General features: G+C 38.0%; 17 protein-coding genes. 16 read left to right on the top strand and 1 reads right to left on the bottom strand.

Translation table 11 applies throughout. The features are described from left to right. The first annotated feature begins 26 nt into the window (after positions 1 to 26). The 16 genes from dnaK to RU87_RS03875 all read left to right on the top strand — a co-directional run bounded on the left by dnaK (position 27) and on the right by RU87_RS03875 (position 15,280). The gene (gene dnaK, locus RU87_RS03950) at positions 27 to 1,847 is read left to right on the top strand and encodes a molecular chaperone DnaK (RefSeq protein WP_068161433.1); all 1,821 of its coding nucleotides are present in this window, start codon (positions 27 to 29) and stop codon (positions 1,845 to 1,847) included. Between the two features lie 168 nt (positions 1,848 to 2,015). Further along, positions 2,016 to 2,225 (top strand): helix-turn-helix transcriptional regulator, encoded by a 210-nt coding sequence (locus tag RU87_RS03945; protein ID WP_068161436.1) that lies wholly within the window; start codon positions 2,016 to 2,018, stop codon positions 2,223 to 2,225. Between the two features lie 2 nt (positions 2,226 to 2,227). Next, positions 2,228 to 2,662, top strand: coding sequence for a hypothetical protein (locus RU87_RS03940; protein ID WP_068161441.1), 435 nt, complete (start codon positions 2,228 to 2,230; stop codon positions 2,660 to 2,662). 57 nt (positions 2,663 to 2,719) lie between these two features. Then, positions 2,720 to 3,613: an ABC transporter ATP-binding protein gene (locus RU87_RS03935; RefSeq protein WP_068161444.1), complete on the top strand. Its 894-nt coding sequence runs from the start codon at positions 2,720 to 2,722 to the stop codon at positions 3,611 to 3,613. Further along, on the top strand, positions 3,606 to 4,826 hold the full coding sequence (locus RU87_RS03930) for an ABC transporter permease (RefSeq protein ID WP_068161447.1): 1,221 nt from the start codon (positions 3,606 to 3,608) through the stop codon (positions 4,824 to 4,826). Before RU87_RS03935 ends, RU87_RS03930 begins: the two co-directional genes overlap by 8 nt. A gap of 58 nt (positions 4,827 to 4,884) precedes the next feature. Continuing rightward, a complete protein-coding gene (locus tag RU87_RS03925; protein ID WP_068161450.1) occupies positions 4,885 to 5,544 on the top strand; it encodes a helix-hairpin-helix domain-containing protein in 660 nt (219 codons plus the stop codon). Then, positions 5,483 to 7,762, top strand: coding sequence for a DNA internalization-related competence protein ComEC/Rec2 (locus tag RU87_RS03920; RefSeq protein WP_082782146.1), 2,280 nt, complete (start codon positions 5,483 to 5,485; stop codon positions 7,760 to 7,762). The genes RU87_RS03925 and RU87_RS03920 overlap by 62 nt, the downstream gene beginning before the upstream one ends. A gap of 62 nt (positions 7,763 to 7,824) precedes the next feature. Next, positions 7,825 to 8,619, top strand: a complete 795-nt coding sequence (locus RU87_RS03915; RefSeq protein ID WP_068161453.1) for an alpha/beta hydrolase — start codon at positions 7,825 to 7,827, stop codon at positions 8,617 to 8,619. Between the two features lie 163 nt (positions 8,620 to 8,782). Then, complete coding sequence (gene atpE / locus RU87_RS03910) at positions 8,783 to 8,983, top strand: ATP synthase F0 subunit C (protein ID WP_068161458.1); 201 nt, start codon at positions 8,783 to 8,785, stop codon at positions 8,981 to 8,983. A gap of 36 nt (positions 8,984 to 9,019) precedes the next feature. Beyond that, positions 9,020 to 9,733, top strand: a complete 714-nt coding sequence (atpB, locus tag RU87_RS03905; protein ID WP_068161460.1) for a F0F1 ATP synthase subunit A — start codon at positions 9,020 to 9,022, stop codon at positions 9,731 to 9,733. A gap of 12 nt (positions 9,734 to 9,745) precedes the next feature. Next, positions 9,746 to 10,255, top strand: a complete 510-nt coding sequence (gene atpF / locus RU87_RS03900; protein WP_068161462.1) for a F0F1 ATP synthase subunit B — start codon at positions 9,746 to 9,748, stop codon at positions 10,253 to 10,255. 2 nt (positions 10,256 to 10,257) lie between these two features. Then, positions 10,258 to 10,785, top strand: a complete 528-nt coding sequence (locus RU87_RS03895; protein ID WP_068161465.1) for a F0F1 ATP synthase subunit delta — start codon at positions 10,258 to 10,260, stop codon at positions 10,783 to 10,785. 133 nt (positions 10,786 to 10,918) lie between these two features. Further along, positions 10,919 to 12,424, top strand: a complete 1,506-nt coding sequence (atpA, locus tag RU87_RS03890; RefSeq protein WP_068161467.1) for a F0F1 ATP synthase subunit alpha — start codon at positions 10,919 to 10,921, stop codon at positions 12,422 to 12,424. A 15-nt stretch (positions 12,425 to 12,439) separates the two neighbouring features. Beyond that, the gene (locus RU87_RS03885; protein ID WP_068161471.1) at positions 12,440 to 13,315 is read left to right on the top strand and encodes a F0F1 ATP synthase subunit gamma; all 876 of its coding nucleotides are present in this window, start codon (positions 12,440 to 12,442) and stop codon (positions 13,313 to 13,315) included. Between the two features lie 121 nt (positions 13,316 to 13,436). Beyond that, positions 13,437 to 14,849, top strand: coding sequence for a F0F1 ATP synthase subunit beta (gene atpD, locus RU87_RS03880; protein WP_068161474.1), 1,413 nt, complete (start codon positions 13,437 to 13,439; stop codon positions 14,847 to 14,849). Between the two features lie 11 nt (positions 14,850 to 14,860). After that, positions 14,861 to 15,280, top strand: a complete 420-nt coding sequence (locus RU87_RS03875) for a F0F1 ATP synthase subunit epsilon (RefSeq protein ID WP_068161475.1) — start codon at positions 14,861 to 14,863, stop codon at positions 15,278 to 15,280. Positions 15,281 to 15,343: 63 nt separating this feature from the next. Here the strand turns inward: RU87_RS03875 and sdaAA are convergent, their stop codons facing one another. Continuing rightward, on the bottom strand, positions 15,344 to 16,213 hold the full coding sequence (gene sdaAA / locus RU87_RS03870; RefSeq protein WP_068161478.1) for an L-serine ammonia-lyase, iron-sulfur-dependent, subunit alpha: 870 nt from the start codon (positions 16,211 to 16,213) through the stop codon (positions 15,344 to 15,346). Between the last annotated feature and the right edge of the window lie 45 nt (positions 16,214 to 16,258).

The raw sequence follows: 16,258 nt of genomic DNA, 5'->3' as shown, positions 1-16,258 counted from the left end.
AAAAATAAAAAAAGAGGGTAATTATAATGTCTAAAATTATTGGTATTGACTTAGGTACAACAAACTCTGCAGTTTCAGTTCTTGAAGCTGGTGAAGCTAAAATTATTGCAAATCCAGAAGGAAACCGTACGACACCGTCTGTAGTAGCCTTCAAAAATGGTGAAATCCAAGTTGGTGAAGTGGCGAAACGTCAAGCGGTAACTAACCCTGATACAATCATCTCAATCAAACGTCACATGGGTACTGATTATAAAGTTGAAGCTGGTGGAAAATCTTACACACCACAAGAAATTTCAGCTATGATTCTTCAATACCTCAAAGGCTTTGCTGAAGATTACTTAGGCGAAAAAGTTGAAAAAGCGGTTATCACTGTACCAGCTTACTTTAACGATGCACAACGTCAAGCAACTAAAGATGCTGGTAAAATTGCAGGTCTAGAAGTAGAACGTATCGTCAACGAACCCACTGCAGCAGCACTTGCATATGGTCTTGATAAAGTAGATAAAGATGAAAAAATCTTAGTATTTGACCTTGGTGGTGGTACATTTGACGTTTCAGTTCTTGAACTTGGTGACGGTGTATTTGAAGTATTGTCAACATCTGGTGATAACCATCTTGGTGGTGATGACTTTGACCAAAAAGTAATTGATTACTTGGTTGCACAATTCAAAGCTGCAAATGGTATTGATCTATCACAAGATAAAATGGCCTTGCAACGTTTGAAAGATGCTGCTGAAAAAGCTAAAAAAGACTTATCAGGTGTGTCATCTACACAAATCTCATTGCCATTTATCACGGCTGGAGAAGCTGGACCGCTTCACTTAGAAGAAACATTAACACGTGCTAAATTCGATGATTTAACTGCAGACCTTGTTGAACGTACTAAAACACCAGTTCGTAAAGCTTTGTCAGATGCTGGTTTATCAGCTTCTGATATTGATGAGGTTATCTTGGTTGGTGGATCAACTCGTATTCCTGCAGTGGTTGAAGCTGTTAAGAAAGAAACAAACAAAGAACCAAATAAATCAGTTAACCCTGATGAAGTAGTTGCCATGGGTGCTGCTATCCAAGGTGGTGTTATTACTGGTGATGTGAAAGATGTTGTCTTACTTGATGTAACGCCACTTTCACTAGGTATTGAAACAATGGGTGGTGTATTCACTAAATTAATTGATCGTAATACAACAATTCCAACATCTAAATCACAAGTATTCTCTACTGCAGCTGATAACCAACCAGCAGTAGATATCCATGTCCTTCAAGGTGAACGTCCAATGGCAGCTGATAATAAAACGCTTGGTCGTTTCCAATTATCAGATATTCCAGCAGCACCTCGTGGTATCCCACAAATTGAAGTAACATTTGATATCGATAAAAATGGTATCGTATCTGTTAAAGCAAAAGATATGGGTACAAATAAAGAGCAAACAATCGTTATCCAATCTAACTCAGGTTTGTCTGATGAAGAAATCGATAAAATGATGAAAGATGCAGAAGCAAATGCAGAAGCTGATGCAAAACGTAAAGAGGAAGTTGATCTTAAAAATGAAGTAGATGCAACAATCTTTGCAACTGAAAAAACAATCAAAGAAACTGAAGGTAAAGGATTCGATACAGAACGTGATGCAGCGCAAGCAGCTCTTGATGAGTTAAAAGCAGCACAAGAATCTGATAACCTTGAAGACATGAAAACAAAACTTGACGCTTTAAATGAAAAAGCACAAGCTTTGGCAGTCAAACTTTACGAGCAAGCAGCTGCTGAGCAACAAGCAGCAGGTGAACAAGCTGGTGGTGAAGCACCAAAAGATGATAATGTTGTCGATGGTGACTTTGAAGAAGTAAAATAAGCTAATTGAATACTTGGCTAACTGAAGAAGTAGGTGTGAAAGCATCTGCTTTTTTTTGTTTATGAAAATATAGAGTCTTAGTTATGAATGATTTAAAGATCTCTTGACAAGTTAGAAAAAGTATAGTAAACTTTACGTAAAGTTTACTATACAGGAGGTGCTGATGAGATGAACAAGATAAAAACTTATCGGATGGCTGCTGGTATATCTCAAGAGGCATTGGCAGAGGAGATGGATGTGACAAGACAAACGATTATTTCTTTAGAAAAAGGAAAGTATACTGCGTCTTTGAATTTAGCATACAAATTAGCTCAGTATTTCGATACGACTATAGAAGATATTTTCTTTAGTAAATCAGGTATAGGAAAAGGAGTCTAGTCATGTTAAAGTATTTATTAAAAAAGACTATAAAGACAGATGAGGGGTATAAAAGGTATCAACTGCTTTGGTTACCTTTGAGAATTTTACTTATACTCGTGATGTATTTAGTCGTATATCGGCAATTCGGTTTGTCATCGACATTTTATGGTATGGTTATTGGTAGTAGTATACCTTTAGTAATGCATTTGATTTGGTTGTTTAGACTACTTAATAATCCAAAACGGCTTAATGCTGCGCGTTTAAGATTAACAGATGAGCGACGGAAAATAGTAGAACAAGAAGTCTGGGCACATATTGGCTGGATCATGATGCTATTAACCACGTGTTTGATGGTAAGTGTCTTATGTTTAGGATCAATACAACTTAACGTTTATCCCTTTATTGGGGTCGTGTATGCCATGCTCATCTACAGATGGGTTAAATTAAGGAAATAGTAAAGAAAATATGAGCTATTGACATTATGTTAATTAAAATATAATAAGGAGAAGCATATGCTAAAAATAGATGGCATTACAAAACAGTTTGGAGATAAACTAGCTGTTGATGCGTTAAGCATGACAGTTGAAGATGGCTCTATCATGGGCTTGATTGGTCAAAATGGTGCAGGGAAAACAACGACTTTTCGGATGATACTTGATTTTATCAAAGCAGATAAAGGCTTGATCACATGGAATGGTAGACCAATCACACAAGATTTGAAACAAACAATCGGGTTTTTACCAGAAGAACGTGGTCTTTACCAGAAAATGACAGTGGAAGAGCAGATACTATATTTTGCTGAATTACATGGTATGAAACGTTCTGATGCTAGAGAAGAGTTGGGCAGTTGGATGGATAAATTAGAAGTTGTGGGTAAAATGACAGATAAAGTCCAGACACTTTCAAAAGGGAATGCCCAAAAAATACAGTTCATAGCAACCTTAATACATCGACCAAACTTCTTGATTTTGGATGAACCTTTTACAGGGTTGGATCCTGTTAATACAAGTTTATTGATGAATGAAATTAAAACGCTTAAGGAAAATGGAGCAGCAATTATTTTCTCAAGTCATAATATGAGTGGTGTCGAAAGTCTTAGTGATAACGTGACCATGCTTAAAAAAGGAAAAGTAGTCCTTCAAGGCGATATTTATGGGATTAGAAACAGTTTTGGCCGGACACAAGTTTATGTGGAGAGCGAGCTTTCTGATGAACAGCTTTCATCGATTGACGGTGTGAATAGTATTGAGAAACAAGGCAGTGGCCGGATGATTCATATTGCTAATGAGCAGGTTGGTCATGAGTTGTTTAAAAAAGTGAGTGCGTCTGGTTATGTACAAGCTTTTGTCCAAGCACCACCAACACTTGATGAGATATTTCGTAAGGAGGTAGCAGAACATGTTTAATCAACTTAAATTAGTCGCAGGACAAGTCTATCGTGTTAAAATCAAGACACCTAGTTTTTGGTTGATTGTTTTATCACCATTATTACTACCTATTATTGGTGGCTTGATTGGCTTTTTAGTAGCTAAAGGAGAAAGTGGTAGTCCCACCAACCTTGCGATTGTCAATAATACTGCCTTAGTTCAGACGATAAAAACTGGGAAATTAATAGATGCTAAACTTACATCAGTTGCTGATATTGGAGAGGCTAAAAAACAATTAAAAGATGATAAAATCGACGGATATTTAGTTAAGTCATCAGATGAGTATACATTGATTACGGCTTCAAATAGTGGATCAAAATTTGATCAAACAAAGATTCAAAATGCGCTAACACAGATTAGTATGGCTGAAAAAGCTGCCAAATTAAACTTGAAGCAAGAAGATTTGATTGCCTTACAGACACCAGCTAAACTCACGATGAAGACACAGAGTGATAAAGGTGAAACAAGTGGTGGTAATGATAAAAATATGGCGAATTATTTTGTGTCATTAGGTATCGGTGTTGTCATTTTCATGCTGTTAACTTTTTATACAAGTATGATGGCCCAAGAAATTGCTAATGAAAAATCTAATCGGATCATGGAAATTTTACTCGCTGCAACAAGTGCAAAAATTCAATACTATGGTAAAATCATAGGGATTAGTCTGCTAGTTGCGACACATCTCTTAACGTATGTTGTATTAGGTGGGGTAGCAGCTATCGTGCTAAAAGGCAATAAGATGGTAAAAGGCATGACACAGTTATTTGACGGTGTAGACATCAGCTTTTTAGTGATTGCAGCTATCATGTTGATATTAGGTGTTATATCCTATCTTGTGTTGACTGCAATCATCGCGAGTATCGTTAATGATCAAAGTCAAGTACAACAAGCAGTTCAACCAATTATCTATCTGTCTATGATTGGTTATGTTGCAAGTTTCGCATCTTCTAGTATGCCAACTAATATGGTTATCAAAGTACTTTCTTTTCTACCTTTTGTATCTCCAAGTCTAATGCCAAGTAGATTAGCGATCCAGTATGCGTCTATAACAGATGCAATTATCGCAGGTGTCCTACAACTCCTGGCCTTGATCTTGATTGCTAAATTTGGTGAAAAAGTTTATGCCAAAAATGTATTAAGCTATTCAGATGAAAAAGTATTTAAGCAATTTATGCGAAATCTTAAAAAATAAATAAGACGTCTTACAGTAAGTAAGACGTTTTTTTCGTATATAAAAAAGAGGTGAGGAGATGCAGGTATTTAAATTAATTGATAAATTAAAAGCACATTGGCGTTTAGTTAGTGGTGTTTTGGTCGTGTTGAGTTTAGGCATTATATTTTTGATTAGACAAGATAGTGATAAACGCACGCCCCCTCTTGTTCAGCCGCTTGATCTTACGACTAGTTCAACTCATACAACAACCACTAAACAAGCAAAAGCAAAAGAAAACCCTAAAACAGACATGATAACGGTTGATTTAAAGGGAGCAGTTAAGCATCCGGCTATCTACACCTTATCTAAAGATAAGCGAGTAGATGATGTCATAAAACTTGCTGGTGGTTTGCAAGATCAAGCTGACACGAACGCTATTAATCTAGCTCAAAAACTTGCTGATGAGATGGTCATCTATGTTGCGAGTGTGGGTGAAGTGATGCCGAACCAATCAGCTACAGCGCGTGAAGAAGTGACACAGTCTGCATCTCCAAACGATACCGATAAAGTTAACCTCAACACAGCAGATGTAGCACAGCTTCAAAAATTAAGTGGTGTAGGCATGAAAAAAGCACAAGACATCATCGATTATAGGGAACAAAATGGTAACTTTAAAACGATAGAGGAGTTAGTAAATGTTTCAGGATTTGGTGCGAAGTCTATCGATAAACTTAAGGAGAGTATTACAGTGGATTGATATCCCGACTATTGCTATTAGCTATAGTTGTGTGCTTGTCTATTTCACAGTATTTCGATTTTCTTGGATCTTGGTTATTTTTTTGGGCCTATCCTTACTCAGTTTTATCTATCAAAATGGTATCTGGCGTACTTTCAAGTTGTGTTTGATACTCTTTGTTTTTTCCAGTATTTGCTTGGGTATCAGATACCAAGAAGAAAAAGCGTTTGCCACTGACCACAGTGTGTCAAAAATGATACCTTTACTGGACACTATCCAAGTTGATGGGGATCAAGTCAGGTTTAGAGCTAAGCATTCTGGTCGTCTATATCAGGTTTTTTATCGGTTACCAACAAAAGAGATGCAGACTTATTTTCAAACAATAGCTACGCCTATTGAGTTGGAGATTTCGGCTACGATAGAAAAAGCTGGTAGTAAAAGAAATTTTAATGGGTTTAACTACCGACAGTATTTGAAGACGCAAAATATTTACCGTATTATAACAATAGACAAAATCACTGCTATAACTAAAATCAATAGCTGGGACATCCGTTATTTACGTAGGAAGCTAATCTTATTTTGTGAGAAACAGTTTCCACATCCCTTATCCAGTTATATGACAGGCCTACTTTTTGGTCAGTTTGGCCAATCATTTGATGAGATGGAGACTATCTATACGAGCTTAGGCATCATGCACTTTTTTACCTTGTCTGGGATGCAAGTATCTTTTCTATATAATAGTTTGAGACATATATTGCTTAGGTGTGGGCTTCAGCGGCATATTGTTACTGTACTTTTGATACCTATTATTCTGATATATGGAGCATTAGCAGGTGGGGCTATTTCTGTCGTTAGAGCTAGCATACAAAAGGGATTAAGTGCTTGTGGTATTACCTCTCTCAATAATTTTAGTGTCACGTTATTACTCCTTTTTATATGGCAGCCAAAATTTTTATTGACAACTGGTGGTGCACTATCGACTTTCTTTGTCTTTGTTGTCTCTATCGTTGGGTACAAAATTAAACAAGAGACTAAAATCAAAAACAAAGTGATGATGACGATTTTATTATCAACGGCTAGTTTACCGTTACTGATGCACGCATTTTACAGTTTTCAACCTGTTGCGCTGCTCTTAACGCTACCATTGTCTTTTCTATTTGCCAGCCTAATGTTGCCATGTTTGAGTATTAGTTTTTTTGTGTCTATTAGCACAGGTATCAGTCTAAATCAACTCAATATCTGCTTTATTTGGCTAGAGACTGCTATTCAGTCGATAGAAAAGTTGACGCCTCGGCCTATGGTGATAGGTAAACCATCAACGGCCATGTTAATTATCATGTTCATCACTATTGGCGTATTGATAGACAGGTGGTCAAATCAGAAAATACGATTTGCTTTGATGATGGGCTTTATTGGGATGTGTTTGTTGACGAAGTATCCAATCAAGGAGACAATCACGGTTGTTGATATTGGTCAAGGAGATAGTATTTTCTTACAAGACCGATTTAATCAACACACCATACTGATTGATACAGGTGGAAAAATAGAGTTTATGAAAGAAAAAAAGTGGCAGAAAGGGACCAAAAAGCATAATGCTGAGAGCAACTTGATCCCATATTTAAAAAGTATAGGCGTTGGGAAAATTGATACGCTTGTTGTGACACATACTGATGCAGATCATATCGGAGACTTACTTACGGTATTAGCCAACATACCTGTCCAAAAAATTGTGGTAAGCCAAGGAAGTTTAACCAATAAAAAGTTTGTAGCCGTGTTAAAGCAGACAAAAACAACAATACAAGTTGCTGAGGTAGGACAGCAGTTTCCGATATTTGATAGCTATTTAGAAATACTATATCCAAAATTACCGGGTGATGGAAAAAACAATGATTCACTCGTTTTATATGGGGTATTTTATCAAACTAAGTTTTTATTTACAGGAGATTTAGAATCAGAAGGTGAAGCTACCTTACTGAACAGCTATCCTTTACTCAGTGTTGATGTATTGAAAGCTGGACACCATGGCTCTAAAACGTCATCAGCCAAAACTTTCATCAAAACGATAAAGCCTAAGATTGCCCTAATTTCTTGTGGGTTAAATAATCGTTATCGGCATCCTAATCAAGAAACATTGGATACATTTCAAAGCAATCAAATTGCAGTTTATCGCACTGACAGACAAGGTGCGATAAAGTTTCAAAAAAATGGTAAATCTTGGCACATTAAGACCGTAAAGTGATAAAATTGAGGGGCAGTAACTTATAGAGAGGAGCGGCATATGCATTGTGCCCATTGCATCATATGGCAATTTTAAAAATAAACTATTTTTCTGAAGTACTCGGTATGGTCCGAGATGTGAGTGTTATCTATCCAGAAGCGATCAAAAATCCTGATAAAGATGTCGAGATGACGGATATTCCCGTGCTTTATCTGTTGCATGGGATGTCTGGAAATCAAGATACATGGTTGAACCGTTCGGGTATCGATCGATTGATAAGAAATACTAATCTAGCGATTGTCATGCCGTCAACTGATTTAGCATGGTATACCAATACAACCTATGGTGCAAGATATTATGATGCCATAGTAGACGAATTACCAAAAGTATTGCAAAATTTTCTCCCAAATTTGTCAACTAAACGTGAGAAAAATTTTATCGCAGGTCTTTCTATGGGGGGCTATGGTGCCTTTAAGATAGCACTAGCGTCAAATCGATTTTCTTATGCAGCCAGTTTATCGGGGGCTTTAAGTTTTGAGACGATGCCTCAAGATAGTTTAGGGGATTTGTCTTATTGGGAAGGGATTTTTGGTGATTTAGATCGGTTTTATCAGTCTAAAAATTCAATTCAACAATTGGCATCTGATTTTGAAACAAAATTTGGTAGTCGTAAACCCATTCTCTATGCTTGGTGTGGCCATCAAGATTTTCTTTATGAAGCGAATAATATAGCAGTGGCTGATTTAAAAGAAAAAGCATTTGATATCACATATGAAACTTCTGATGGAACACATGAGTGGTATTACTGGACAAAAATGATTGATCGTGTTTTTGATTTCTTGCCAATAACTTATCATAAAGAAGAGCGTCTTTCATAGTTTTTAAGATGTTTTTAAGGAATTTCAAAGTTTTTTCAGAAAATCAGTCTTTAGACTGATTTTTTGTTTGACATTTGACAAAAATAGGACTAGAATTCATATGTTAAGTAAAAACGTAAGCAAGCTTACGTAGAAAATTATTTCATCTTAAGGAGGGCAAATAATGCCATTAGGAATCATTGGGTTAGGACTCGCTGCACTTGGTGCTACTATCGGTAACGGGCTTGTTGTTTCAAATATTTTGAGCGCAATTGCACGTCAACCAGAACTTGAAAATAAGTTACGTACTTACATGTTTTTAGGTATTGCATTTATTGAAGGACTATTCTTTATTGTTCTTGCTATGACTTTCGTCCTGAAATAAGGCGTCTGACGTTTTATAGAAGGGAAGTGAGTATTCGTGGAAAAATCTTGGTCTTTTAATATTGGACCGGTTTACTTTGATGGCGCTGTCCTTGTTATGACTGTCCTGACTTGTGCGATTATCTTTGGTCTTGTCTATTGGGCAAGTCGTAAGATGACCTTACGGCCAACGGGCAAGCAGAACGTGTTGGAATGGGTGATTGAGTTTGTCAACGGTGTCTCTAAAGATAACATGGGTGCGACAGAATCGCGTCGTTATTCATTGTTTGTCTTTGTCTTGTTTACATTCATCTTTGTCTCAAATAATATTGGTCTCTTGACTAAAATTGAAACAGCAAATAGTTTGAATTATTGGAAATCGCCGACAGCAGACGTAGGTGTTGCATTAAGTTTATCTTTGATGGTTGCCTTAGTTGCAACTTTATCAGGATTGAAACGTTTTGGGTTTATGGGGTATATTAAACATACTTTCTTAACACCAAAAGCAATGCTACCTATGAAAATTATGGAAGAGTTTGTTAACTTTTTGAGTTTGGCTTTACGTTTATTTGGTAATATCTTTGCCGGAGAAATCGTAATTGGCCTGATTGCACAAGTAGGTAATTCACATGTTTATTATCTACCAGTTGCAATTGCCCTTGAAGTACTTTGGACCGCATTTTCACTATTTGTAGGTGCACTCCAATCTTACGTCTTCATTTTGCTTTCAACGATGTACATTAACGAAAAAATTGCGGAAGAAGAAGAGTAGAAAGGAGGCGTCATGAGTCAATTTATCTTATTAGAAGCTGCATCTAGTTCAATGTTTGGTAATATCATCGTCGTTACAGGCGCTTTCTTGATTTTGCTATACTTAATCAAGAAATTTGCTTGGGGGATGATTACGGCTATGCTTGAAGCCCGTGCTGCGAAAATCAATGATGACATTGATAGCGCAGAAGCTGCTCGCAAACAAGCTGAAACATTTGCTGAAAAACGTGAAGCAGAATTAGCTGGTTCACGTGCTGAGGCTAGTAAAATCATCAGTACAGCAACAGATGCTGCTCATGCAAACAAATCAAAAATTGTTGCTGAAGCATCTGAAGAAGCTAGACGCATCAAACAACGTGCCAACGAAGAAATCGAACAATCTAAAAAAGAAGCGATTTCTGGTATTAAAGGAAATGTCGCAGACATTTCAGTCAAAATTGCAGAAAAACTAATCGGTCAATCATTGGATGCATCATCGCAAACTGAGTTAATCGATAGTTACTTGGAAAAAATGGGGGAATAATTATGTCTCTCATCATTGCTCAAAAATATAGTAAAGCGTTACTTGAAGTTGCGCAAGAAAAAAATCTATTAGATGAAACGTTGTCGGAAGTAGCTGAGTTTGATCAAGTTATCAAATCAACAGATCTCGGTACGTTTTTAGCAGATGTCACTTACTCTGATGAAAAGAAAATTAAAGTCATCAAAGCCTTACAAGAAGTTTCATCAACTATAGTTAAAAATTTCTTAGAAACATTGATTGTTAATCGTCGTTTATCGCTTTTACCTTTGATTATTCAAGAAGTTCGTAATCAAGCCGACAGCTTATTTAAAGTATCAGATGTCGAGGTTACAACAGCAGTTGCTTTAACAACACCGCAACTTGAAAAACTTGAAACAATGATCAAAGCAAAATTTGATCTTAATGAAGTAACAATTAAAAATACGATTGATAAAAGTATACTAGGTGGTGTTGTCATTAATGCCCGCGGTAAAATTATTGATGCAAGTATTAAATCGCAATTAACTAAAATTGCAAAAACGATCATTTAAGTATGATATAAAAAGCAAGATACGACTGAGTCGTAGACTTCTAAGGACATAGCGTTTATCGCTCGAAAAATAAGATAGCAGGTATTGTTATCAAAAGAAGTATGCTTGAATTTAAATAAGGAGGCGACAATCTTTGGCTTTTAACGCTAATGAAATCAGTTCACTGATTAAACAACAAATTGAAAATTTCACACCTGATTTTTCGGTCGCTGAGACCGGAGTAGTTACTTACGTAGGTGATGGTATCGCTCGTGCTCATGGGCTTGAAAATGCTATGAGTGGTGAACTACTTGAATTTTCAAATGGTTCATATGGTATGGCTCAAAACTTGGAATCAACTGATATCGGGATCATCGTTCTCGGTGAATTTGGTGATATCCGTGAGGGTGATACTGTCAAACGAACTGGTAAAATCATGGAAGTTCCTGTTGGGGAAGCGCTCATTGGGCGTGTTGTTAACCCACTTGGTATTCCAGTTGATGGTCTTGGTGATATTAAAACAGACAAAACACGTCCTGTTGAATCAGTTGCACCAGGTGTTATGCAACGTAAAAGTGTTGCAGAACCACTTCAAACAGGTTTGAAAGCGATTGATGCTTTAGTACCAATCGGCCGTGGTCAACGTGAGTTGATCATTGGTGACCGTCAAACAGGTAAAACAACAATTGCAATCGATGCAATCTTGAACCAAAAAGGTCAAGATATGATCTGTATCTATGTTGCGATTGGACAAAAAGAGTCAACAGTTCGTACACAAGTGGAAACACTTCGTAAATATGGGGCACTTGACTATACAATCGTTGTGACTGCATCAGCATCACAACCATCACCATTGCTATTTATCGCACCTTATGCTGGCGCTGCGATGGGTGAAGAGTTCATGTATAATGGTAAACATGTTTTGGTCGTTTATGATGACTTATCAAAACAAGCGGTTGCTTATCGTGAATTGTCACTCTTGCTTCGTCGCCCACCAGGTCGTGAAGCATACCCAGGTGATGTTTTCTACTTGCATTCACGTCTATTAGAACGTGCAGCTAAACTTTCTGATGAATTAGGTGGGGGGTCTATGACTGCCTTACCATTTATCGAAACGCAAGCTGGTGATATCTCTGCCTATATCGCTACTAACGTTATCTCAATTACAGATGGTCAAATTTTCTTAGAAAATGACCTCTTCTATTCAGGTATTCGTCCTGCGATTGACGCTGGGTCTTCAGTATCTCGTGTTGGTGGTAGTGCACAAATCAAAGCTATGAAAAAAGTAGCTGGTACATTGCGTCTGGATTTGGCATCATTTCGTGAGTTAGAAGCCTTTACACAATTTGGATCAGATTTGGATGCTGCAACGCAAGCTAAATTGAACCGTGGTCGTAGAACAGTTGAAGTCTTGAAACAACCTTTACATGCACCACTTGCGGTTGAATATCAAGTGTTAATTCTTTATGCATTAACACATGGCTTCCTTGATACAGTACCAGTTGATGACATTCTTAACTTTGAAACACAATTATTTGACTTCTTTGATGCAAATCATAAAGACTTACTTGATACAATTGTGACGACTAAAGACCTTCCAGAAGAAGATAAATTGGATGCGGCAATTCAAAGTTTCAAAGCCTCATCAACATTTAAATAATAGGGGAGGTTTGCAATGCCAGCTTCGCTAAATGAAATAAAAGTCAAAATTGCTTCAACTAAAAAAACGAGTCAAATTACTGGTGCCATGCAAATGGTTTCAGCAGCTAAATTGACAAAATCTGAACAAAATGCAAAAAGTTTTCAGATTTATGCACAAAAAGTTAGAGCGATTACGACAGATTTGATTGGATCAGAAATGTCTTCTGGTTCAAGCAACCCAATGCTAATTAAGCGCCCAGTTAAAAAGACAGGTTATATCGTGATCACGTCTGATAAAGGGTTAGTTGGTGGTTATAATTCTTCAATTTTGAAATCTGTCATGCAGATGTTAAAAGATGAACACGGTCAAGCAGATGATTATGTGATCATTGCACTAGGTGGTATGGGAGCTGATTTCTTTAAGGCACGCGGAATTAATGTGTCATATGAACTTCGTGGTCTCTCAGATCAACCATCATTTGATGAAGTGCGTAAGATTGTCAATCAGTCTGTTAGTCTTTATCAACAGGAATTATTTGATGAATTATATGTGTGTTATAATCACCATATCAATTCTTTAACTAGTCAGGTTCGTGTTGAAAAAATGTTGCCAATTTCTGATATAGATGAAAATGAAGCAACACCAAATCGTCAACCATTTGAATTAGAACCTGATCGTGATACAATCCTAGCACAACTGTTACCTCAATATGCTGAAAGTATGATTTACGGCAGTATCATTGATGCAAAAACTGCAGAACATGCCGCCGGTATGGCAGCCATGCAAGCAGCAACAGACAATGCTAAAAATGTGATAAACGATCTAACTATCCAGTATAACCGGGCTCGTCAAGCAGCAATTACGCAAGAAATTACGGAAATTGTTGCTGGTGCGAGTGCATTGGATTAATAAAAAAAATTTAGATAGTCAGCAAGACTCTCAACATGATAGGCTTCATATAGGTATGATCAGCTTATCATGTTTCTAAGTTAAACTGCTGTCTTCACAACCTAATAATACAGGAGGTAATATGAGCTCTGGTAAAATTTCACAGGTAATCGGACCAGTTGTAGACGTACAGTTTGCAGGTGGAGAAAATCTTCCTGAAATTAACAATGCCTTGATTGTCTACAGAGACAATGGCGATAATAGTAAAACAAAAATCGTACTTGAAGTAGCGCTTGAGCTTGGTGACGGCGTTGTCCGCACCATTGCCATGGAGTCTACTGATGGCTTGAAACGTGGACTTGAAGTACTTGATACAGGTCGTCCAATCAGTGTACCTGTCGGAAAAGATACGCTTGGTCGTGTCTTCAACGTTATTGGTGATACCATTGACCTTGAAACACCGTTCCCAGAAGATGCTGAACGTAGCCCAATTCACCAAAAAGCACCAGTATTTGATGAATTATCTACATCTAATGAAATTCTAGTAACTGGTATCAAAGTTATTGATTTACTTGCCCCTTATCTAAAAGGTGGTAAAGTTGGTCTTTTCGGTGGTGCCGGTGTTGGTAAAACCGTTTTGATTCAAGAACTGATTCACAACATCGCCCAAGAACATGGTGGTATTTCCGTGTTTACAGGTGTTGGTGAACGTACTCGTGAAGGGAATGACCTTTATGAGGAAATGAAAGAATCAGGCGTTATTGAAAAAACAGCCATGGTCTTTGGTCAAATGAATGAGCCACCAGGTGCACGTATGCGTGTAGCCTTAGCTGGGTTAACAATTGCCGAATACTTCCGTGATGTGGAAGGTCAAGACGTACTTCTCTTTATTGATAACATTTTCCGCTTTACACAAGCCGGTTCTGAGGTTTCAGCGCTTCTTGGTCGTATGCCATCAGCGGTTGGTTACCAACCAACACTTGCAACTGAAATGGGTCAATTACAAGAACGTATCACGTCAACTAAAAAAGGTTCAGTTACATCTATCCAAGCGATCTATGTACCAGCCGATGACTATACTGACCCTGCGCCAGCAACTGCTTTTGCGCATTTGGACTCAACAACCAACCTTGAACGTAAATTAACGCAACAAGGTATATATCCAGCCGTTGACCCATTAGCATCAAGTTCACGTGCTTTGTCACCTGAAATTGTTGGTCAAGAACACTATGAAGTGGCAACAGAAGTTCAGCGTGTCCTACAACGTTACCGTGAATTGCAAGATATTATTGCCATTCTTGGTATGGATGAGTTATCTGATGAAGAAAAAACACTCGTTGGTCGCGCACGTCGTATCCAATTCTTCTTGTCACAAAACTTCAATGTGGCTGAACAATTTACTGGTCAACCAGGATCATATGTTCCAGTTGAAGAAACAGTCAAAGGGTTCAAAGATATCTTAGCCGGTAAATATGATGAACTTCCTGAGGATGCTTTCCGTTCAGTTGGCCCAATCGAAGATGTAGTTGCTAAAGCTAAGAAAATGGGTTACTAAGGAGGTCTGATATGGATTATATGACAGTCCAAGTCATTACACCAAATGGATTCTGTTATAACCACCATGCCTATTTTACACTGCTTTCAACAGTAGATGGTGAGTTAGGGGTTTTACCAAATATGATCCCGACTATCGCATCACTTAAGATTGATGAATTGAAAGTACGTCGTATTGATGACGAGAAACACGTAGACTGGATTTCGATCAATGGCGGTATTGCAGAAGTTCGCGATAATGTTGTCACAATTATTGCCGACTCTGCAGAACGCGATCGAGATATCGATGTGACACGTGCAGAACGCGCCAAACGTCGTGCAGAAAATGAGTTACAAGAAGCAGAAGGTAAACATGATATTGATGCTGCTAAGCGTGCTGAGGTTGCACTTCACCGTGCAATGAACCGCTTGAATGTATCTGGTCATAGATAATAAAAAAAACTTGTCGATATCGACAAGTTTTTTTATTATGCTAATTAATTTCTAAGCTTATGTTTAACCAAAAATTTCAGATTTGAGCCGTTTACCTGTTGGGGTTGTCGCAAGGCCACCCTCAGCAGTTTCACGAAAGGCACTTGGCATGGCTTGACCAACTTGATACATGGCTTGTATGACTTCATCAGTTGGGATTTTAGACTCAATACCCGCAAGTGCCATATCAGCACTTAGGAAAGCTAAACTTGCACCCATTGCATTACGCTTGACACATGGGACCTCTACGAGACCTGCGACTGGATCACAAATCAAGCCTAATAGGTTTTTGATGACCATGGCACAAGCGTGACTTGCTTGCCTTGCACTACCACCAGCTGCTAAGACAAGCGCTGCAGATGCCATAGATGCAGCTGAGCCGACCTCAGCCTGACAGCCACCCTCAGCACCAGAAATAGAGGCATTATTTGCAATCACTAAACCAAAAGCGCCAGCGACAAAGAGAAAGTCTAGTTGTTGTGCGTGTGTTAGAGATAATTTATCTATGGCAGTTGCAAGGACCGCAGGCACACAACCAGCGCTACCAGCTGTTGGCGTGGCACAAACTAGTCCCATCTGTGCGTTACTTTCATTAACAGCGATAGCATTTCTTGCAGCTGTCAAAATGGTAGTATCAGATAAGGTGTTACCAGATTTGATATAGTTGTCTAGTTTTAAAGCGTCGCCACCTGTTAATCCCGTTCTTGACTTATTTTCAGTCATACCATGTTGGATCGAGGCTAACATCACAGATAAGTTTTCTGCCATAAGGGATATGATTTCATCTCGAGATCTGCCAGACGTCTCGATTTCTGTTGCAATCATCAATTCGGAGATTGACCCATTAAATGCAGCATCAGCCTGTGTGACGAGCTCTTTAATTGTATAAAACATGTGAACTCCTTTAGTTATTTAGTCGTAAAAATGAACACTGCAGCT

The sequence above is a fragment of the Pseudolactococcus plantarum genome, from assembly GCF_002441715.1.
In the GTDB taxonomy this organism is placed as follows: domain Bacteria; phylum Bacillota; class Bacilli; order Lactobacillales; family Streptococcaceae; genus Pseudolactococcus; species Pseudolactococcus plantarum.
Note: the sequence above shows the minus strand (reverse complement) of the source record. Positions and strands in the feature narration are given on the sequence as shown.